Raw genomic sequence first — 20,390 nt, forward strand, 5'->3', positions numbered from 1 at the left:
ATCCCCGGTCCCCACTGGCGCAAAACGTGTCAGGCCCAGGAGTCACGCCGTCATGAAGCAGTCCATCAAGCTTCTGGATCTGATATCCAAAGAAAAACTCGATGAGATTTTGCAAGCCGTCAACGAAGCCTGCGGCATCGGATCGGTCATCGCCGATACCGAGGGCCGGCCTATTTCCAGCGAATCCAATTTCTGCACCTTTTGCAAGGACTACTGCCGGGCGACCACGGAAGGACGGCTGAAGTGCTATGCCAGCGACGCCTATGGCGGCAAGATGTCGCTCAACGACAAGGAACCCTACGTCTACGATTGCCTCAATGCGGGCTTGGTCGACTGTGCGACTCCGATCATCGTGGCCGGGCAACACATCGGGAACCTCAACGGCGGTCAGGTCTTGGAGGAAGCCATCCCCATGGAGGAAGCCGTCCTGCGCGCCAAAAGCATCGGCGTCACGGATCTGGACGGCTACCTGCTGGCGCTCAAAAAAATTCCCCGGGTGAAACGCTCGCGGCTTCGCAAGATCGTCAACCTCATGTCGGTCATCACGCAGACCATCAGCGACATGGCCTTGCAGCAGATCCTGTTGACCCTGCAATCCAAGGAATATTTGAACAAACTCATCAACAGCGTTTCGGACTGCATCATCTCCGTGGACACGGATTTCTCCATCGCCGTCAACAACGACCGCTGCGCGGACGTGTTCGGCTGCCCGCCGAGCTCCTTCACGGGGCAGTCCCTGCTCAATTTCATCCAGGATGAGAAGATCCTCAACGCCTACAAGCAGAACCTCGACCAGGGCGCTCAGGACAACTTCCGCTTTGAATTGACGGCCCTGACGCAGCAAAAAAGACCTTTTCCCGCCCAGATATCCCTCTCGCGCGTCAACGACGAGTCAGGCAAGGCCGTCAGTTACGTCGCCATCCTGCGCGATATCACCGAGGAAAGACGCATCGCCAAGATGAAGGAAGACCTCGTCGGCATGCTCACCCACGACATGCGCAATCCCATCCTGGCCATCGACCGGGCCCTGGAACTGCTGTGCAACGGCCGCCTTGGGCCGGTCAGCAGCAATCAGGAGAAAATCCTCAAGCTGGCCATCAATACCAACGATCAGTTGAGCAGCATGGTCAACGCCTTCCTCGACATTTTTCGCGACGAAAGCGGCCGGTTCGAACTCCATGCGAATTACTACGATATCCACAAGATCATAAACCAATGCATAGAAGAATATTCCCTTCTGGCCGAAGAGAAGGAATTGACCATTTCCTTCCCACAACAAGGACATTTCCTTAAATTATATTGTGATTTATTCCGAATAAAAAGAACTATCAGCAACATCCTTGCCAACGCCATCAACTACAACGTGATAGGCGGCAGAATCGATATCTCCACCACGGTCATCAATGGCAGCACCCTCGGGCTCAGCCCCTGCCTGCCCGGATCGTACCGCCAGAAGGTCGTGCCAGCCCGAAGTTATCTCTGGATCATCATTTCTGATACCGGATTTGGCGTCCCCGAGGCTTACCAAGAGACCATTTTCGAAAAATTCTTCACGATCCAAACCGAGGAAGGCCTGGGCCGGCGGGGGATCGGACTTGGCCTCGCCTTCAGCAAGCTCGTCGTGGAAGCGCACCAGGGCTTCATCTTCTGCCGCACGCCGTCTCGTTCGGACAGCAAGTCCCGTTCTCCCGGCGTGGAATTCCATCTGATCCTTCCCCATTAGCGACCGCCGTACGGGTATCCAGCCAGGTTATCCGCATGAGAAAAGGGGTCAGGCATACATTCCCTGACCCCTTCTTTTTCTTTTCGTGCGCTCGGAAGGATTCGGACCTACGGCCGTCTCCAGGAAGCACCCCGGAAGGCTCCCTACTTGTCGCCTCTCATTTTCGTCCGCGCATCGGCGACAACCTGCTTGAAATCGTCATAGCCAAGAGCGGAAGGAACAATGTAGGGGCCGACGAGAAATGCCGGCGTCCCTTGCAGGCCCAACGTTTCGGCCTGTTCGGAATTGCGTTCCAGCAAGGCGTCGATCTCCTTGGCATGCGCTTTGAGATCGCTTTCCAGACGCTTCATATCCACGCCCGAGGCCTTGACGGCTTCCAGCATCCGGTCCTTTGGAATCCGCATGCCCGGGATTTGCATGAGCGCCGCATGGACCGCGGCGTATTTCCCCTGATAGCCGGCGGCCAGGGCCAAGCGCGCCCCATAGGCCGAGGCATCCGTCAGCACGGGCCAATCCTTGTGAACGACACGGATTTTGCCGTCCGACTTGACCAACTTGTCGAGGGCCGCGGCGGATCGCTTGCAAAAGGGGCAATTGTAATCGGAAAACTCGACGATGGTGACATCCCCTTTCGGATTGCCGGTGACCGGAGCGGCGGGATCGTTAAATACCGCGGCGGAATCCACGGACACGGGTTGCTCGGTCGCGACGGCGCGCCGCAACGGCGCGATGGCGGCCACCAGGGCCAGACAGACGACAAGCGCAAACAACACCTTCGATTTCATGCATGCATCCTTTCTTTTGCGGTTGGAAGGGGGATCGCTCAGGCGCCGACCTTCCCCAGGGTCCGGAGAAACTGCGCGACCGAAACCGCGCCGACAGAGCGGCTGTTGTCGATTTCCCGGCCGGTATGGGCATCGACGAACAGCAGGGTGGGCGGTCCCACGACGTCGAAGCGGCGCATGAGCGCGCGGCTTTGGGGAGTGTCCGCCGTTACGTCCACGCGCAGGATGGAAACGTTGCGCAGGCGCGGGGCAACGGCCGCATCGGCCATGACCTCGCGGTCGATCTCCCGGCAGACCACACACCAGTCGGCAGAGAAATCGACCAGGATAGGCTGCCCCTTGGAACGGGCCTCGGCCATGGCCGCGTCAAACCCGTCCATGGTGCGCACCTTGCGAGAAAAAACACTCGCCGTATCCATGGATGCCGTCGGCGCATCGGCGCAGGCTGCCAGGGGACAGGAAAAGGGGAAAACGCCCAAGCTGACCGTCAACAGGAGCACTCCGCCAAGAGCGATCCCGCCGCCAGCCAGACGCATCCCGTATCCGTGGCTTCGCAGCAGGCCGAACCACACTCCGGCCGCGATCGCCAACAGGCCCCACAACCCACGGATCACCTGCCCGGGCAACACCCGCCCCAGGATCCAGATGGCAAGCCCCAGGAAGAGGAAGCCGAACACCTGTTTGACCGTGACGAGCCAGGGGCCGGATTTCGGCAGCAACCTGCCGCCGAATGCGCCAAAAGCAAGAAGTGGCAGCCCCATGCCAAGCCCCAGCGCGAACAAGGCGGCCGCCCCCCGGGCGATGTCACCCGTTTGCGCCACGTACAAAAGCGCCGCGGCCAAGGGCGGCGTCACGCACGGGCCGACAATGAGCGCCGATCCGAAGCCGAGCAGCGCCGCGCCGCCGACCGAGCCCCCGGTCCGCCCCGTGGCCCGGGACAGGCGCACGGTGAGCGATGCCGGCAGCGCCAGATCGTAGAGCCCGAACATGGAGAGCGAGAGGACCACGAAGACAAGGCCCATCAGGACGATCGCCACCGGCCGTTGCAGCAGAATCTGGAGGTTTTGCCCCGACCAGGCGGCAACGACGCCAAGGGCCGCATAGGCAAGGGCCATGGCCAGCACGTAGGCGCCGGAAAGGACAAGTCCCTTGCGCGCCGAAAATTCCCGGCCGGAGCGCGCCAGCATGCCGGAAAGGATCGGCACCATGGGGAAGACACAGGGGGTGAAGGCCAAAAGCAGGCCGAACCCCAGGAAACTGAACACCATCGCCGGCAAGCCGCCGGAAAGCGCGGACGCCAACGCGCCGTCCGTCTTGCCGTGGGCGGTTTGCGCCGTTTCGGCTGGCAGCGCGACGTCCGGCTCAAGGCTCTTTTTTCCCGGCGACAACGCGAGCGTGGCCAGATCGATGTTCTTGCGCACGGGTGGATAGCACACGCCATGCTCGGCGCAGCCCTGGTAGGTCACCTGGACCGCGCCCGAGGAAGGCAGGGCCGACCTGGCGAGGGACGCCGCCACGTGGTCGTGGTAGACCTGCGTGCTGCCGAAGGTCGGATCGTCCTTTTCCTGCCCGGGGGGCAGGGCAAGGGGCACGGCCTTGCCGTCGTTCGTCGTGACTTCGATCCGGTCCTTATAAAGGTAATGCCCCGGGGCGATATCCCAGGTGCAAACGAGGTTCCCGTCGCCGCCCCTGGCGACGCCCAACCGGAATGCCGCATCGGCCGGAAGTGGCGTCCTGGCCGGTGCCGCGGCGGGAAGCAGGATCAGCGCGACAACAAAGGCCAGGCTGTACGTCCATGGAAATGCTCTTGACATGCCGCTCCTTCCTTGAATGAAGTTTCCCCCAGTTTCGCCGTCCACCTTAAGCCAGCCTTAAGGCGCGGGAAGAAAACCGGGGGCGGAGGAAGCCGGACATGCGGATTCTTATTATCGAAGACGACCAGATCCTTGCCGACGGGCTCAAGGTGGGGCTTGGCCTGGCCGGCATGACCGTGGATCTGGTCGGCTCCTGCGCGCAGGCAGGCGAGGCGCTTGCCACGACAACCTTCGACGCCGTGGTGCTCGACCTGATGTTGCCGGACGGTTCCGGGCTTGATGTGCTGCGGGGCATGCGCCAGCGGGGAGACCGCACCCCGGTCCTGCTGCTCACCGCCCTTGACGAGATCGCGGACAGGGTCAAGGGACTCGACCTCGGCGCGGACGACTACTGCGGCAAGCCTTTTGATCTGGAGGAACTGGCCGCACGCATCCGGGCCATAGGACGGCGTGGAGCCGGGCGCGCCTCCCCTTGCCTGACGGCCGCCGGCATTGCCCTTGAGCCGTCAACCCTGTCGGTCACCTTAAACGGGCAGCCTCTCACGCTGTCCAGGCGGGAGTTCGCGGTCCTGGCGCTCTTGATGGAGCATCCCGGCGCGATCCGCTCCAAGGGTGAAATCGAGGATCGCCTCTACGGCTGGGGCGAGGAAGTGGAAAGCAATGCGGTGGAGGTGCACGTGCATCATTTACGGGCCAAGGTCGGCCGTGAAAAAATAGAAACCGTACGGGGTATTGGCTACCGTATGCGGGTCTCGCCATGACGTCCCTGCGCCGGCGTCTTTTCGTCATTCTGGTCGCCGCCACAGGCATCATATGGCTGTGCGGCATCCTCTGGATTTTCGTGGGGGCAAAAGCGGAACTCGAACATGTGCTCGACACCCGCCTGAAGGAGGCGGCGCGCATGGTCAATTCCCTCGTGGCCAAAAGCGGCCCCTCCTTTGCCGCCGCGGCAAGCGCCGCCGCAACGCCGGAACATTATGAACGCCAGCTTTCCTGCCAGATATGGACGTTGGACGGACACCTTCTCGCCCGGTCCGGCAGCGCGCCGGACGTCTCCCTGACCGACCAGGCGTCCGGCTTCTCCGATCGCCGCATCCAGGGCGAATACTGGCGGGTGTACACCATCGACAACCCGGCCAAGGGCGTGCGCGTGATGATCGGCGACCGTCTCGGCCAGCGCGACCAGCTTGCGGTCGACCTGGTCAAGGGGCTTTCCATCCCCGCCATCCTGATGCTTCCCCTGCTCGGCGGCCTCATCTGGCTCAGCCTGGGACGCGGACTGCGCCCACTGCTCGGCATGGCCGTGGAGCTCAAATCCCGGGCAGCCGACGACATGCGGCCTTTGCGGACACGACACGCCCCTGACGAACTTCTGCCCCTGGCCGAGGCATTAAACAGCCTGTTCGCCAAGGTGGAGACGGCCCGACGCCACGAACGAGATGTCACGGCCTTCGCCGCCCACGAACTCCGCACGCCCCTGGCCGGGTTGAAGACCCATGCGCAAATCGCCATGGCCACCGACGATCCCGGCGTCCGGCAAGGAGCCTTGCGGCACATCCTGCTCTCCGTCGACCGCTCCACGCGCCTGGTGCGCCAACTGCTGACCCTGGCCAAGCTCGAAAGCGGACTGGTCACCAGCCAAGCGGAGCCGATTTGCGTTGGCGAGATTATCGAGGAGATCGGCAAATCGGCGCAGCCGGCCGGGCAGGTCATCACGGTGCGCATCGATCCCGCCCTGCGAGACTTCACGATCACGGCGAATCGGGAAACCCTCGGCATCGCCCTGCGCAACCTCCATGAAAATGCACTGCAACATACGCCAGACGGCGGCACCGTCACCTGGAACGTCATGCCGGATGGGCGTGGCATACTGGTGGAAGACGAAGGCCCCGGCATGCCTCCTGACGAAATTCCCCTGGCGACGCAACGCTTCTTTCGCGGCAAACGGCAGACGCCTGCGGGGTGCGGGCTGGGACTCGCCATCGTCGAGGCCGTGCTGCAACAGATGGGAGGCCACCTTGTGCTGGAAAATCGAGAAGGCGGCCTGGGGCTTAGGGCCATGGCTGTGTTGCTGCGCGCAACCACTTCGTGCCCTTGAGGTTGTCCCGATGGACGTGCCGTCAGCCCTACAGCATAGGCCTTGCCGTTCTTGGGGATAAATTTCGAAGCAATCTCCTCTACACGGTCCGCCGACGTTGGGTTGTGGCGGTTCGTCAGCTCAAAGCGGTTCGCTACCGTACCACAGGGGGTTCAGGAGCGGCGGATTTCAAAGGCGCCCGCCGAAAATCCTCCTCCATTTTGCCGGCGTTCCCCGCTTTTGCTGATGGTTCTTCGTCCGTTCAACCAAAATAACGGGCACTCCACTCGTGCATGAAATTATCGTTAGCGGCATTGCGTGCTTCAATCTCCGCTGTGGTCATGGACCGATTGAGATAGGTGGTCTGCCCGGTGCCCTGCTTCACAGGGGTTTCGTCTCTCCCAAAAAAGATGGTATTTTGGCCATTCCCCACGCTGATGCTTGGCGACAAGGTAAACCAGCCAAAATACTCTGCCAATTCAAGAGTATTGTTGCCGTCACCCAAGGTAAGGTCGCCAATTATATCCATGCTGCACCCTATGGCAGTGTTGTTTCCATCGCCAAGATGGATTGATACGCCAGGAGCTGACGAATTCCAGCGCAGAGTGTTATTGCCATCGCCCATTTCCACCTTACCACCTATCATATTTACTGTGACCGTATTATCGCCTTGCCCCAGAAAAATGGATGTTTTGCTATGGCCGAACATACGCCCTATGTTAACGGTATTGTCTCCACCACCTGCGGCAAGCATTCCTTGAAAGGAGTTGATAAGGACAGCATTGTTTCCGTCGCCTGCCGTTATGCCGCCGTCACGCCATGAATCAGCCGTAATCGTGTTGTTCCCTTTGCCCAGCATGATGTTCCCGCTCCCCGAACACGCAGTGATGGTATTGTCGCCGCCCCCCGCAGTAACCTGACCTGAAAGATAACTGGCATTCAGGGTGTTATCGCAATTCCCCATAATAATCTGGCCTGACAAAGAACAAGTAGTCAATGTATTAGTGCCGCATCCCGCAGAAACATAGCCTTCAAGAGAGCAGGTATTAAATTCATTGCTTCCACCACCAACAGTAACTTTGCCAGCAAGGGAACATATATTCAATGTATTATTGCCATCCTCCGCAGTAACCCGTCCGGCAAGATAATCGGCTTTCACGGTATTGTCGCCGTTCCCCAAATCTATGTTCCCCTTCACATTGCCCACCTCCACGGTGTCGTCGCCATCGCCCATATCGACGGAAATACAGGCATTCAGGACGTCGCCGCGGAGGGTGTCATTTCCATTGCCGGCATTGAGGCAGGTCGCGCCTGCAACCCCCTTGCCGACCAGAATAGTATCATTGCCCGCGCCGGCGTTGGTTGCTCCGCCCCCGGCCAACACGACAATGGCGTCGTCGCCCGCACCCGCGTCAATGGTGCTGGCCGCCGTAAGTTGCAAAAATACGTCGTTTCCGTCCGTGCCGGACAGTTCGCCGGGCGCTCCCTGTTCCACGGTCACGGAACCGTCCGCAGCGTAAATGCGGATTTCACCCGTGGACGCAAAGGCCACGGCCAGAGATCCGTCTTCCCGCTCGTTAAGGCGCACGTTGCCGTCCGCTGCAAAGGCGACGCTTTGCCCGTTGGCGCGGACAACGGAAACGGAAGCTCCCGTCACGGCAGCATTGTGATAATTTGTTGTCACAACAACACGCATGCCGCTGCCGGTGGTCAGCGCGTCTTGCGTCTGCGTCGGCGCTATCCCTCGCGCGGCGGCCAAGGCGGGAGATACCGTGCCCTTATTGAGGTATTCAAGTAGATCCGCGCCGCTCACCATATCTGCGGAGCGCACCAGGCCCTTGAGCAAATTATGCATGGTGCAACCGCGGGATAGCAACGTTTGCTCCAACAGGGATTGCGCACGCTCGGTCTGGCTCTGGCCGGATTGGCCAAGGGAGACGGCATCGCCCGCAGCAGCAGTCGCAGTGGACGTATCCAATTGCTCCATGGGAAATTCATATATTCGCTCTGGCGCAGTCCACTGATGAACATTATACGCATATGAAATACTGTTCATGTAATACTCATTATAATATAAACTATTACGACGTTACATAAGGCGCATCCAACTCATTTTTTAAAGGCATGTACTCCGTGTCAAAAATTGACCAATGGCGGCACGGTATGAAGTGTATCGGGGAACGCGCCTGAAGCGGTCAGGCTCTCCCGCCGTGCTGTCATCCTGCCAACGGAGCCTTTCTCCCCGGGTAATCCTTTTTGACGTCCTCAGTACAGGATTTCGCAGTTGCGTGAACGCCGGACATGTTTCCTCCTCACCCTCTTGCCGCTCGAGGCAATGGAGACCCAGAGGGGAATTTTTTTCCCAATAAATAATATAGCAAAATTGACGCCAAAAAGCCCTGAAGTTGCGGCCTTGAAATAAACATACCGTCTCCTGTTAAAGAGACTCGCATGGGGGGTTCGGGTAACAGTCGCGTTGGCGGAGGAGCTGGCAGCGAGGCTGTGCATATGGGTCGGTTCCGGTCTAAATGGGGGCTACTCCAGAATAAATTTACCGAATATTTTATTCATTCTATTAAGGTATGACTTTCCCGACGCCACGGTATATCCGCTTCAATCCACGCCCCCGTGCGGGAAGCGACTGGCGTCTACCTTGAGAGCTTGAAGCATCGTTCGACGTTTCAATCCGCGCTCCCGCGCAGGGAGCGACGTGGTCCTGATGTCCTGGCGCACCCCTCCGTCCAGACTTCAATCCACGCTCCCGCGCAGGGAGCGACCCAGCCCGGCCATGTCGTTCATGCCCATGCGGTGCTTCAATCCACGCCCCCGCACGGGGAGCGACTGGTTCGGGAGCGGCGCAAGAAGATGAAGGGCATGCTTCAATCCACGCCCCCGCACGGGGAGCGACGCCGCTGATCGTGCCGTAGGAGAGCGGTACGCAATGGCTTCAATCCACGCTCCCGCGCAGGGAGCGACCCGGAGACGACCAGGGGCATGACCTCCCCTTCCTGCTTCAATCCACGCTCCCGCGCAGGGAGCGACTCACGCACTACATTAGACTCTTTTAAACGATTGATGCTTCAATCCACGCTCCCGCGCAGGGAGCGACGGGCTCGATGTCGGGCAAGTTCGGTTCGGGCATAGGGCTTCAATCCACGCCCCCGCGCAGGGAGCGACACATCCAACGGGTGGTGACCTTCACCGGGCCTGCGCTTCAATCCACGCCCCCGCGCAGGGAGCGACTCGCGCTTGACCGCCCGCCCTTGGCCGGGGCCGTGCTTCAATCCACGCCCCCGCGCAGGGAGCGACCCGGGTCAGTCCGCTCTAAGCCTTTGCCGACGATGCTTCAATCCACGCCCCCGCGCAGGGAGCGACTTGATCGCCCCGCCCGTGGAGCCGCCCGCGTTGGTGCTTCAATCCACGCCCCCGCGCAGGGAGCGACCCCGCCGCGACCTCGATTTCCGTCTCGGGGAACGCTTCAATCCACGCCCCCGCGCAGGGAGCGACACGCCGGCTGCACCATCGTTTCGTCGGCCGAAAGCGCTTCAATCCACGCCCCCGCGCAGGGAGCGACTAAAGGGGGCGACATGAAAGCGATCTGCAAAACGCTTCAATCCACGCCCCCGCGCAGGGAGCGACCACAAAATGGGCCTGCTGCGCAACGTCGTCGGGGTGCTTCAATCCACGCCCCCGCGCAGGGAGCGACGAACGCGCCGGCTTTAACCAAGTCACGTACGGTCGGGCTTCAATCCACGCCCCCGCGCAGGGAGCGACCGATGGAGCGCCTTCCCCGGATACAAAACAGTACGAGCTTCAATCCACGCCCCCGCGCAGGGAGCGACGCGACGTGCGGAAGAGGCGGAGGCAAAACTGCGTGCTTCAATCCACGCCCCCGCGCAGGGAGCGACCTTGTCCTTGGCAAGGACATGTATTATTTGTATCTGCTTCAATCCACGCCCCCGCGCAGGGAGCGACGTCGCGCTTGACCGCCCGCCCTTGGCCGGGGCCGTGCTTCAATCCACGCCCCCGCGCAGGGAGCGACCGAAATTCCAGGTCCGGTAGGGTCTCTTGAGGCTTGCTTCAATCCACGCCCCCGCGCAGGGAGCGACCTGTTTGAGCATGCCGCCCTTCGATCCCAGCGATGCTTCAATCCACGCCCCCGCGCAGGGAGCGACACATGCTCGAACTCTCGGGGGATTGTCGCCACCATGCTTCAATCCACGCCCCCGCGCAGGGAGCGACCAGACGTTATTGAGGACCTCGTCAATGCTGAAATGCTTCAATCCACGCCCCCGCGCAGGGAGCGACGGAGGTTACCCGGCGTGGCTCTAAACGTAAGGATGCTTCAATCCACGCCCCCGCGCAGGGAGCGACCGGTCGCCGGGGGCGCATTGTTGTCCAGCGCATGAGCTTCAATCCACGCCCCCGCGCAGGGAGCGACGCGCACGCGGAGGCCGGGCCGCAGCCGACGGGCGGCTTCAATCCACGCCCCCGCGCAGGGAGCGACGCAGTCCCGGTAGCGTCAGTGGCCAAGTCAGCCTGGCTTCAATCCACGCCCCCGCGCAGGGAGCGACTTCCTGTATTACAACAAAATTACGTCGAGAAAATGCTTCAATCCACGCCCCCGCGCAGGGAGCGACTCGGACTCGGGCCGTCTTTTTCTCTCCGAGGCGAGGCTTCAATCCACGCCCCCGCGCAGGGAGCGACCCGGAGTGCTCGGACACCAAAGCGCAGGAGACGGCGCTTCAATCCACGCCCCCGCGCAGGGAGCGACTGTTACGCCGATTATGCCTTGCCGTCACACGATTTGCCAGCCACGATTCGAGGACGGCGTCAACCTCGAACGGCAAGCGCTGGATCACTTCAACCACAAAAATATTAAGTAAATTATATCAATGCATTACAAAATCGAGGACCTCCCAGGAAAACCCTGTGTGCTTCAGGTCCTCGCACCCCAGCCTCCCCTCCTCCGCGCCTGGCATTTTTCCGGGCCAGCTTGTTCCTCGCAGACGGTCGCTGGCCAATGTCCGCCGCATCCCGCACATCCGGAAGGCTGTTAAAGAATGAGAAGTCCCTGCGGATCATAGGCGGGTTTGGCCCCCACATGCTCAACACGATTTTTCCAGTTGGCCCCGAGAAAATAAAACCGCAGACTGTCTTTCTCCGTATCCATGCACTCCAGCAGATTGGTACGCAGGGCTACCCACTGGGCGGGGTCCACCACGCACTCGAAAACCGAAAACTGCACCCGCTGTCCCCAGTTCTCACAGTGCCGCGCGATCCTCCGCAACCGACGCCGTCCGGCGGCATCCTGCGTGTTCACGTCATAGCTTACCAGAACCATCATGGCGTCACCGGATCACAAAGGGAGGGTAGGCGTCCAGGTCACCGCGCAGATAGCGGGCAAGCAACCGTGCCTGACAATGATACAGCAGGCCCGCCGCCATCTTTTCCTGCAAAAAGGGATGCTCCACGGTCTCCTGTTTGCGCTCCTGCCAGGCGGTTATCACGTCCTTGCGGGTGTCCTCGTCCATGATGACGGCCCCTGATTCCGTGCGCCTGAAGCCTTTGCCCTTCACCTGCCCCCGGTTGATCAGCGTGCAAGCCAGTCTGTCCGCCAGATAGGGACGAAATTCCTCCATGATGTCCAGAGCAAGGCTTGGCCGGCCGGGCCGGTCGCGGTGCAGAAAACCTACCGCCGGATCAAGCCCGCAGCCTTCAAGCGCGCTCCGCACGTCGTGGGCAAGCAGCGTATACAGAAAGGAAAGGAGGCAGTTCACGGCATCCAGCGGCGGACGCCGGTTGCGGCCGGCAAAACGGAACGCGGGGTCCTTGCTATGGATAAGACTGCCGAAAGCGCCAAAATAGGCCTGCGCGGCCTCGCCCTCGATACCGCGAACCATATTAAGAGGTTGAGGCTCGCGTAAACGCATAAGACACTGGGCCAGGCGGGCTACGGCTGTATCGAGCTCCGGGCCTGGGCGCTCCCGCGCGGTGCGCAGCAGCACGGTGCGGCAGTTGGCTATTTTGCCGATGACGATGAACGCGGCAATGGCGGCGGAGGAGGCATCCTCGTCCGCCCGGCGGTACTGCTCGCGGCGCAGCAGCACGTTGCCGCTGACCGGGCCATGCATGGAGGCCAGAAAACGCCCGTTTTGCGTCAACCACGAGACCGTCACGCCGTGTTCCGCGCAGTGGCCCAGCAGAAAGGGGCTGCACGAGATCTGACCGAAAAGCACGAGCCCGCCCAACGTATGGATAGGCACTTTGCCCTTCAAGGCATCGCCCTGGTACACGGCCACGCATTCGCCATCCTTGGCGAGATAACTTTCCTGGGTGGTGACGAACAGCGTGTTGAGCAGCGGCTTCATGCGTCCTCCAGTACGGATTGCAGATAGGCAGCCGCCGATTTTCGCGGCGCAAGCGGCATGCAGACGTCGCGCAACGAGCAGGCCGGGCAGATGGTGTTGGCGATTTCCAGCGGCGGAGGCGGCGGCGTTGCGCCTTGACCCAACAGGGCATGCACGGCCTCGGCGGTTTTGCGGGTTTCTTCCCGCAGGGCTTCGTCGAAGGACACCACCTGTCGTCGTCGGGTTTTGCCGTAAAAAAGCGCACCCTCGGGAATGGAGGCATCCAGCATTTCTTCCAGACAAAACGCCTGGGCGCAAAGCTGTATGCGGTCGGCGTCGTTGTTTTTGGGGCGACCGCGCTTGTATTCCACGGGGTACGGCTGCCAGCGTCCTTCGCGCCGGTGGAACTCCACCACATCGGCCTGGCCGGTCAGCCCGTATTCATGGGAGCAAAGCAAAAGCCCGGTGACGATTTTGCGGTCGCCACGGCTTTCCGCCACGTTGCCGTGGGCTTTTTCGTGCAGCTGCCGCCCTTCGGCCGTGTAGACGTTCTCCGTCCACAGCTGTTCCAGATGGATAAGCGCGCACTGCCGGGGGCAGTACAAATAGTGCTGCAACGCGGAGATGGGGATGGGGTCGGTCGGGGGAAGGTGCTGCATGGCGGCATTCTCCTAAGAGGTTTCGGCCCCCTCCTTAAGGAAGGGGCCTGCCTACCACCGCGAATCATCTCATACAGGCTTCAATCCACGCTCCCGCACAGGAGCGACGAGCAATCAGTGGACCCATGATTGCCCCGCCTGTTGACAGACGGGACAATCATAAGTTTAAATGAATAGAAATCGACAGGGACTGGAGAGTCTTCCTGACACTCTTGCCAGGACGCGCGGGAAGACTCTCCAACTGCGGCGAAAATCACGCCCCTATATGACTGCCGCCTGCGGCTAATAACATCTGCATATTGCCATCCTCCTTAATACCCTTTTTCCCGGCCCCAGAAATACGTACGAGAGAATTTGCGGGCTGTCTAGCAAAAAATCTTCCTGTAGAGATAATTCAAGGTAACAAATTAAAACCCCTCCAAAACCTCCGCCGTCAGCCCCGGCGTGGCCTCACCGTCCAGCTCGTAACTCCCGTCGCCCTTGACCGTCAGGCTCTTGTGGACCTTGGCCGACGAGAACTGCCCGGCCTTGCTGTTGTGCTGCCACCAGAAGACGTGGTTGACGGCCATGCTGCCTTCCGGCCGGGCGGACGAGGCGTCGTTCTCGAACAGCCGGGGCAAAATACCCTTGAGTACCGTCGCGTCCTCGTCACGAAAGCCCGTGCGCTCGGCAAGCTGTGGGTTGATGCTGCCGTAAAAAACGTACACGCCCCTATCCACACGGTGCTTCATGCCCATGGTGTCCGAGCCGCGCTTACTGCCGTCGCCCTCGCTGCTCACGCTCTTGGTGATCTGGATGCTGGCCACGCTGACCGGCTCCACACTGAAGGCGGCATGGAGGCTCACCGGGCCGCGAACCGCAATGGAAACGCCGGCGGCGTCATCCTGCTTGCCAAAGGCGAAAAGCTGGCCGAAAGCCCGCACGTCGTACCACTTGGCGCAGGCCTTGCGCGCCGTTTCTTCCTTGCTGCTCTTTTTCGGGTTGAAAGCGTCCTTGCCCAGGCCATGTTCGGCGGATTCCGCCCGCTCCTTGAGCGAAGCCATGCCGTCCAGCTTGCGGTCGTCGGACTGCACAAAAACACCCTGCCCCAGCTCCATGAGCCGGTCACGAATCTTGCGTTTGAGACAGACGTCGCTGATTTCGCCGTAGCCTTCATAGTCGGTGCGGGGGCGGTTGCCGTTGAGCGGATCGCCGTTGGGGTTGGCATGGTCAACGGTGAGAATGACGGCGAAGTCGATCTTGTGTTGCAGACTCATTCTATTCTCCTTCCTGATTATTTTCTTCTGGTGTATTGTCTTTTTCTGTCTTGGTATAGAGATCTGCCATCTGGGTGTGATAGCCCAACAGAAATTCTCCGCTGAGCTTGGCAGAGGAGATAAACGCCTCCGGCAAAAATTTATCGAAAATTTCGCGCAGAACTTTCTGCGCGCGCGCAAGCAACTTGACACGTGCGCTACTTTGCAGCCGCTGAATATAGGGAGAAAGTTGCAGTTCCAGCTGCCGCCAAGTGGCATACGGATGGTCGGCAAAGCGCTGCATAAGACGCTCCGCATTCGTAGGACGTCTTTCTTCCGTCATCGTAAGAGCCGTGCGCTCTATGTATTCCGCCACAGCCAGAAGTCGCCCGTACAGGTAGTCTCGGGATGTACGATCCTTATCAAGAGCCATACCGTATTCCTCTTTTTGAAGATGCCTGGCGTAATACCCTTTATAGACGCCGCAGGCCACGCCGAGCACTTCCGGCCATTCCCATTTTTCCAGCGCGACACGGTTGCAGGCCCGGCGCACGCAGCACTCCACGATGTCGCGCGGCAGAGGCGCGGCATCCACAACGCAGGGCAGCAGGCGCTCCACCGTGGCCTTGCGCAGCTTGTCGTCGATACGCCTGCCGTAGGCCACCCGGGCGATGGTTTCCGGCGTCGGCGCGCAGACGGCAAAGACCGTTCGCAAACGCTTTTTACCACGCCCCGTATCTTCTTCCGGCAGACGCACCGGCAGCACCCAGGCGCAATCTTCCTGCCATTTTTCCAGATTGCCCAAATACTGTTCCAGCATCTGTTCGCGGTAGAAGGTCACGGCAAGACGGCCGGGGCTGGCGGCATCCAGCGCCATGATCGCAATGCCGTCCGTGTCTCGCAGGTCGGCCCGGTAGCCCGCCAGGGCCTTGCGTAGCCTTTCGGCGAACACCAGCCCCATATTCGGCGGCGGCGTTTTGGGCTGCGCGCCGGCGTCCGCGTCCGCCGACAACTCCGGCGCATCATCCCGCAACAAATCCTCGTCAGCCATGTTTAAGAAGTCTTCGCAAGGATTGGGCACGCGCGCGCCGCTCACGGCCCAGGCCACAACCGCCTGCTCCCCGTTGCGGTAGCCTTGGCGGGCGATGAGCCAACGCAGAGCGTTATGGGCCTTGTGGCTTGTTTCATACCCCACGGTGCAGGCCTCATCCGCCTCGATAAATCGCCCCCTGAAGGTGAAGTTGGCGGCATCATTGGACGAGATGAGCTTGGCTCCGTCACCGGGGCGACGGATATTGCGGGGATGGTTCTGGGCGCACGCCACAACCTCGCCGGCAGCCATACAAAGTGCGCTGTTCTTTACCAGCTGCGCATCGAAAAGCATCCACTGCTTTTGCAGTTCCTTGTTTCTCCACGTGCGGTCTTCCAGTTCCTTACCGACAACTTTCCAGCATACGATGGCATCACCCTGATCAAAGAGTTTTGTCTTCTGATCCTTGGTGATATATTTAAAAATTCCGTCGATCTCCCCTTCCTTCGGGTTTGTCAGCAAATTTCCCGACGTATCGACACGAAGGATTCCTTCCTCAACAAGCTTTGAAACCAGCTCTCCCTTGGCAATGAATGCGCGAACAGCCTGAACCATGGGATGTGTAAATTCTGACTCGCTCCACTTCGTCAAAAGCTCAAAATATGCTTCAAACCCACCCTTGAATGTTTCCGCCTTTTTCCCCTTGTAGTCCCTGGCGCAATAATGGATCTTATCAATCAAAGGGTGCGGGGCGACTTTTGCGCCAGCTCTTCCAGCGGAACCTTCCGTCGCGGGAATGATGAGTTGCGCCTTAAGCGGCATGAGTTCGGCGCGTTTGAAATTGCCCTCGCTGTCAAGCGTAACGCAAATGTGCGCCTGCTGGCTGGTGTGGCTCACGGGCATGAGCGTCGGGGCTTCCTTGCCGCCGTCCTCCGCCTGCGGTGGCTCCGTGTAGTCTGAGTTGCTGGCGCAGGCCTCATAGGTTTCAAAAAGCTTCTGCATCCAGCTCACAGCGCGCCCCCTTGCGACCCGTCTTCCCCAAGCAGGGTTCGCGCGTCCGGGTAGGCCACGGTTTCCGGCTCCTGGACAAGGCGCGTCAACTCCGCTTCCTCATATCCCGCATGGTTCTTGCCTGGCGTGAAAACCTTGGCTTCCATGGCGCGAATATCCTTGCGCAAAAGCGAAGCATCGTCCGGGGCGGGAAATTCTATGATCCCACGCCGCATGACAGGCTTCCAGAACCGCGCCCCGAAACGCGTTTCGCCGGTTTCATCCGGGTAGTCGAAGCCATGAAACGTGAGGCCGAAGGCCAGTTCCTCCAGATCGTCATAGGCTCCCTGCCCTTCCCCAAAAACGCAGGGCTCCACATAGCCCTGACAGTCGCGTGTGCCCAAAAAAATATCCTGCCGACCGCCGCGCGCCAGCATGCGCTTGGCGATTTCGTAATGCTTGCCGTCAATCCGGTCCCGCTCCAGTTCCGGCCTGTGCTCGTTCCAGACAAAGCGGGCCGTGACTTGATAGGCCACATCCGCCAGATACGTGTAGATGGAAAGATCGTTGCCGCCCGTGGTGGGCCGGATGGGTTTGATGCCCTTGGTCTGGGTGCGGAAGGGACGCAACACGCGCACCTTTTCGATGATCCAGATGAAGGTGGGTTTCCAGTAGATCGACTTGGCGATGCCCTTGAGGGCCTCGTAGGTGGGGATGTGGTAGGAACATTTCTCGCCCCCCACACGGGTGACCGGATCGGAAAACAAGGCATAACGCCCGTAGACGGTAAAAGATATGTCGTTTTTCACTCAAGCCTCCTGGCTACATTTGCAAAGAAGCGAGATTGGCCAGCGGTTGCGTAACAACCCCCATTTCATCGCAATAAAAATTCTTTTTCAATGCATAGATGCCACTGTCTTGAATAGGATACAAGGCTTCCTTTCTGTCAAGTTGTGTTTTGATATTCGGAAAAATATTCACGGAATAACGCTGTGCCTGGCGCAACAGTTCCTTTTTTTTGTACAGAATATCCATTGAACAAAGATCGGCAATGATCCTTTTCCCTTCTCCATACGGCACCAAAATACTTGTCGCCGCCGATTCTATGGCCTGGAACTTCTTTGCCGCCGTGCCAAAGGACTGGCCCAGCATGGGGGCACAACTTTTTTCTCCAGTGGCATGCTTGTTACTGCCGAGCAAATCCAGCAGGTTTTTTTTACCTCCGTCAACAGCATAGAACATGACGGCGGCCCTGCGGTGAAAATAATGTTTGAAATAGGCTGCTGTCAGTTGCGGCAGGGTCAGGTCATCGTTCGAGGCCTGCAATATATCCGCGAACGTTACCCGTATCACATCCAAAAAGATATCCCGACCATCCTTAATGTCTTGTAGCCGCGTGAGATTTTCCGCATCGCCGTCCACGCGCACCACATGCACCCGCCCTGCGGCCCCCTCGCCGTGACGGTTGCAGCGCCCCGCCGCTTGCAAAATGGAATCCAGCCCCGCCGCCAGACGGATGACGGAGCGAAAACTGATGTCCACGCCGCATTCGATAAGCTGGGTGCTTATGCACAGCACAGGCTTTCCGGCATCCAGATCCTTGCGCATGGCTTCAAGCTTTTCCAGGCGATGCGCCGGACACAGGTTTGTGCTGAGGTAATAGCGGCTCAGGTCCTCTCGCGCGGCGCAGAGCGCATAGAGGTTTTCAGCCATTTTCTTGGTGTTGCACACCACAAGACAGGAACCGTTCCCGGCCAGTTCTTCCTGGGCCAGGGCGGCCACCGCTTCGGCGCTCATACTTTCCTGACAGTGATCGAAAAACTCCGTGCGTCGAAGCTCCTCAAAATAGCGCGGCACGTCGGGCATGATTTCCTGCTCCGGCCCCAGGGACAGGCTGCCAAGCAGCGGCCTGGGCAGGTCACCGAGGCGGGGCTGGGTGGCGGTGCAAAGCACAGCGGAGGAACCGCACTGGCCGACCAAAAACTCCACGGCGTTGCAGAACATGCGCAGACAGCGCACCGGCACGGTCTGGACTTCGTCAAAGACAATGACGCTGCGGGCAAGATTATGCATGCGGCGGGCATGGCGCGCGCCGGAACCGAACAGGCTTTCCAAAAATTGCACCATCGTGGTGAAAACCACCGGGGCATCCCAGTTTTCCGCCAACTTTTCCCACCGCTTGACCGCGTTTTCGTCGGTGGTGTCTTTGTCCGGCAAGAAGTTGGAGTGGTGCTCCAGCACCATGGAACCGGGCGTCTCGCCCTCTTCCAAAATTTTGCGCGCCACATCGGCGTTCTGGTCGATGATGGAGGTATACGGGATAACGTAGATCACCCGATCCAGATCGTGCTTTTGCGCATGCAGCAGAGCGAACCGCAGGCTCGACAGAGTCTTGCCTCCACCCGTAGGCACGGTGAGAGTAAAAATGCCCTGATCATCCGTGGCCCGACGGGCACAGTGGTCGGAAATATCACACCGCAGGTGGTCAATGGGATGTTTTGGTTTTTTCGCTGCCAGGGCCGCCTCCAGACGCGGCACAAGCCTCTCCCACGGGCGACGTGGCATAGCGGCACGCAGCTTTTGTAACGCCGGCTCTTCAAATTCGGCGCTGTCCGTTCGGTCCGCGTCCACGAGGCAACTGAACAAAAAACGCGCCAGCAAACCCTGCTGGAAATCGCGGCTGTTCTCGTTATCCAGCTGATCATCCGTGCTCGCATCGTGGTGCAGCCGTTTCCGTAGCCGCGCATGCAGTTTTTTAAGGACGCCGCAGACTTCTCGCACCAAGTTATCCGAAATCATTGAATGTAGTTCAGCGGTCAAGGGAGGATCGCAAGCCCGCTCGCATTGATTGTGATGGGTTTTCTCCTCGCTTCGCGTCATGTAGTCGTCAAGAAAGGCATTTTCACCCTCAGGCGTCATGCAGTCCTTGAGGCCAGAATGGTGTGAGAGCACACACAGGGCCAACATTTGCGCTATGGCCTGCTTATAAATATTGCCTTTCAAGTGCCGCCAGAGGTGTTGCTCACCTGCGAAAGCGTGATTGATCTTGCCCTTGTGCGCGACCGGATCGACATAGTGCGGTTCTCCAGGCTGGATGCAGCCCGCCGCTGACAGGATGTAATACTGAAATGCTTCGGAGTACTTTCCGAAATCGTGTAGGAGCCCCACAAGGTGGCCAGCCAACGGTATGCCCGCCTTGCCCGCGAATATTTCCGTCAACATCGCCACATTGCGCAGATGCTCTTCCAGCGGTTGCACCCTGGCACAGGGAGTGCCTTTCAGGCTGGATACATGAGCAATATAAGATTTTCGAGCGTCGACCATAAATATTCTATTTCCAATTCGTTGCAACTTATCACACTGCGCAATATGGATATACCTCACCACACCCGCTTGTGGATCTGCGAATATTACCCCTATAGAAATTATAAATCACTACAAACATAAAAATATCGATACAATCTACTTAAAACCTGCGTCAGCCCATTTTTATGGGCTAGAAGCACCGACGCCTGCCAGGGGGCAGTCGCGGCCGTGCCGGTCGGTCCCATCTTTCGCTTCACGACCGGGGAGGCGATCAGTTTGGCACTAGAAAGAAAGGGAGGTGAACGGCCGAAAATGCCCGCCGTGCCTAGGTTTTAGGGCGACGCCAAGCACGAAGGAGTTTTGGCACTGATTGACAGAAAATGACGGAAAAATGCGCGCCTTTTGGCACGGAATTGAACGG

General features: G+C 59.5%; 13 protein-coding genes and 1 CRISPR repeat array. Of the genes, 3 read left to right on the forward strand and 10 right to left on the reverse strand.

Annotation, left to right across the window (positions count from 1 at the left end; genetic code table 11):
- The first annotated feature begins 52 nt into the window (after positions 1-52).
- Entirely contained in the window at positions 53-1,723 is a 1,671-nt protein-coding gene (locus K9F62_19430; GenBank protein ID UJX40832.1) for a PocR ligand-binding domain-containing protein, read from the forward strand.
- A gap of 143 nt (positions 1,724-1,866) precedes the next feature.
- Here K9F62_19430 and K9F62_19435 read toward each other — a convergent pair whose 3' ends face one another.
- The gene (locus K9F62_19435; GenBank protein UJX40833.1) at positions 1,867-2,508 is read right to left on the reverse strand and encodes a DsbA family protein; all 642 of its coding nucleotides are present in this window, start codon (positions 2,506-2,508) and stop codon (positions 1,867-1,869) included.
- Positions 2,509-2,546: 38 nt separating this feature from the next.
- Positions 2,547-4,322: a protein-disulfide reductase DsbD gene (gene dsbD, locus K9F62_19440; protein ID UJX40834.1), complete on the reverse strand. Its 1,776-nt coding sequence runs from the start codon at positions 4,320-4,322 to the stop codon at positions 2,547-2,549.
- Between the two features lie 98 nt (positions 4,323-4,420).
- Here dsbD and K9F62_19445 point away from each other — a divergent pair, with 98 nt between their 5' ends.
- Positions 4,421-5,083: a response regulator transcription factor gene (locus K9F62_19445; GenBank protein ID UJX40835.1), complete on the forward strand. Its 663-nt coding sequence runs from the start codon at positions 4,421-4,423 to the stop codon at positions 5,081-5,083.
- A complete protein-coding gene (locus K9F62_19450) occupies positions 5,080-6,420 on the forward strand; it encodes a sensor histidine kinase N-terminal domain-containing protein (GenBank protein ID UJX40836.1) in 1,341 nt (446 codons plus the stop codon). Before K9F62_19445 ends, K9F62_19450 begins: the two co-directional genes overlap by 4 nt.
- Positions 6,421-6,661: 241 nt before the next feature.
- On the opposite strand, the gene K9F62_19455 is transcribed toward K9F62_19450, so the two are convergent.
- The 8 genes from K9F62_19455 to cas3 form a co-directional block, all read right to left on the reverse strand.
- Positions 6,662-8,455, reverse strand: a complete 1,794-nt coding sequence (locus K9F62_19455; GenBank protein UJX40837.1) for a calcium-binding protein — start codon at positions 8,453-8,455, stop codon at positions 6,662-6,664.
- 554 nt (positions 8,456-9,009) lie between these two features.
- Positions 9,010-11,173: direct repeats of the CRISPR family, unit length 32 nt; unit sequence GCTTCAATCCACGCCCCCGCGCAGGGAGCGAC.
- A 282-nt stretch (positions 11,174-11,455) separates the two neighbouring features.
- Complete coding sequence (gene cas2, locus K9F62_19460) at positions 11,456-11,746, reverse strand: CRISPR-associated endonuclease Cas2 (protein UJX40838.1); 291 nt, start codon at positions 11,744-11,746, stop codon at positions 11,456-11,458.
- Positions 11,747-11,750: 4 nt separating this feature from the next.
- A complete protein-coding gene (cas1c, locus tag K9F62_19465; protein UJX40839.1) occupies positions 11,751-12,770 on the reverse strand; it encodes a type I-C CRISPR-associated endonuclease Cas1c in 1,020 nt (339 codons plus the stop codon).
- Positions 12,767-13,408 (reverse strand): CRISPR-associated protein Cas4, encoded by a 642-nt coding sequence (gene cas4, locus K9F62_19470; GenBank protein UJX40840.1) that lies wholly within the window; start codon positions 13,406-13,408, stop codon positions 12,767-12,769. Before cas4 ends, cas1c begins: the two co-directional genes overlap by 4 nt.
- A 407-nt stretch (positions 13,409-13,815) precedes the next feature.
- Positions 13,816-14,664, reverse strand: coding sequence for a type I-C CRISPR-associated protein Cas7/Csd2 (gene cas7c / locus K9F62_19475; protein UJX40841.1), 849 nt, complete (start codon positions 14,662-14,664; stop codon positions 13,816-13,818).
- Position 14,665: 1 nt separating this feature from the next.
- A complete protein-coding gene (cas8c, locus tag K9F62_19480; protein UJX40842.1) occupies positions 14,666-16,684 on the reverse strand; it encodes a type I-C CRISPR-associated protein Cas8c/Csd1 in 2,019 nt (672 codons plus the stop codon).
- Complete coding sequence (gene cas5c, locus K9F62_19485; GenBank protein ID UJX40843.1) at positions 16,681-17,472, reverse strand: type I-C CRISPR-associated protein Cas5c; 792 nt, start codon at positions 17,470-17,472, stop codon at positions 16,681-16,683. Before cas5c ends, cas8c begins: the two co-directional genes overlap by 4 nt.
- Positions 17,473-17,485: 13 nt before the next feature.
- Positions 17,486-19,987 carry a CRISPR-associated helicase Cas3' gene (cas3, locus tag K9F62_19490; protein UJX40844.1) on the reverse strand — a complete coding sequence of 834 codons (2,502 nt, stop codon included), beginning with the start codon at positions 19,985-19,987 and terminating at the stop codon, positions 17,486-17,488.
- Positions 19,988-20,390: the final 403 nt, after the last annotated feature.

It is taken from the genome of Desulfovibrio sp. JY, assembly GCA_021730285.1.
Lineage (GTDB): Bacteria > Desulfobacterota > Desulfovibrionia > Desulfovibrionales > Desulfovibrionaceae > Solidesulfovibrio.

Coding starts and splice junctions, on each gene's coding strand:
- cas1c (UJX40839.1), bottom strand. CDS start 12,770: ATGAAGCCGCTGCTCAACACGCTGTTCGTCACCACCCAGGAAAGTTAT.
- cas3 (UJX40844.1), bottom strand. CDS start 19,987: ATGGTCGACGCTCGAAAATCTTATATTGCTCATGTATCCAGCCTGAAA.
- K9F62_19445 (UJX40835.1), top strand. CDS start 4,421: ATGCGGATTCTTATTATCGAAGACGACCAGATCCTTGCCGACGGGCTC.
- K9F62_19430 (UJX40832.1), top strand. CDS start 53: ATGAAGCAGTCCATCAAGCTTCTGGATCTGATATCCAAAGAAAAACTC.
- K9F62_19435 (UJX40833.1), bottom strand. CDS start 2,508: ATGAAATCGAAGGTGTTGTTTGCGCTTGTCGTCTGTCTGGCCCTGGTG.
- K9F62_19455 (UJX40837.1), bottom strand. CDS start 8,455: ATGAACAGTATTTCATATGCGTATAATGTTCATCAGTGGACTGCGCCA.
- K9F62_19450 (UJX40836.1), top strand. CDS start 5,080: ATGACGTCCCTGCGCCGGCGTCTTTTCGTCATTCTGGTCGCCGCCACA.
- cas7c (UJX40841.1), bottom strand. CDS start 14,664: ATGAGTCTGCAACACAAGATCGACTTCGCCGTCATTCTCACCGTTGAC.
- dsbD (UJX40834.1), bottom strand. CDS start 4,322: ATGTCAAGAGCATTTCCATGGACGTACAGCCTGGCCTTTGTTGTCGCG.
- cas4 (UJX40840.1), bottom strand. CDS start 13,408: ATGCAGCACCTTCCCCCGACCGACCCCATCCCCATCTCCGCGTTGCAG.
- cas2 (UJX40838.1), bottom strand. CDS start 11,746: ATGATGGTTCTGGTAAGCTATGACGTGAACACGCAGGATGCCGCCGGA.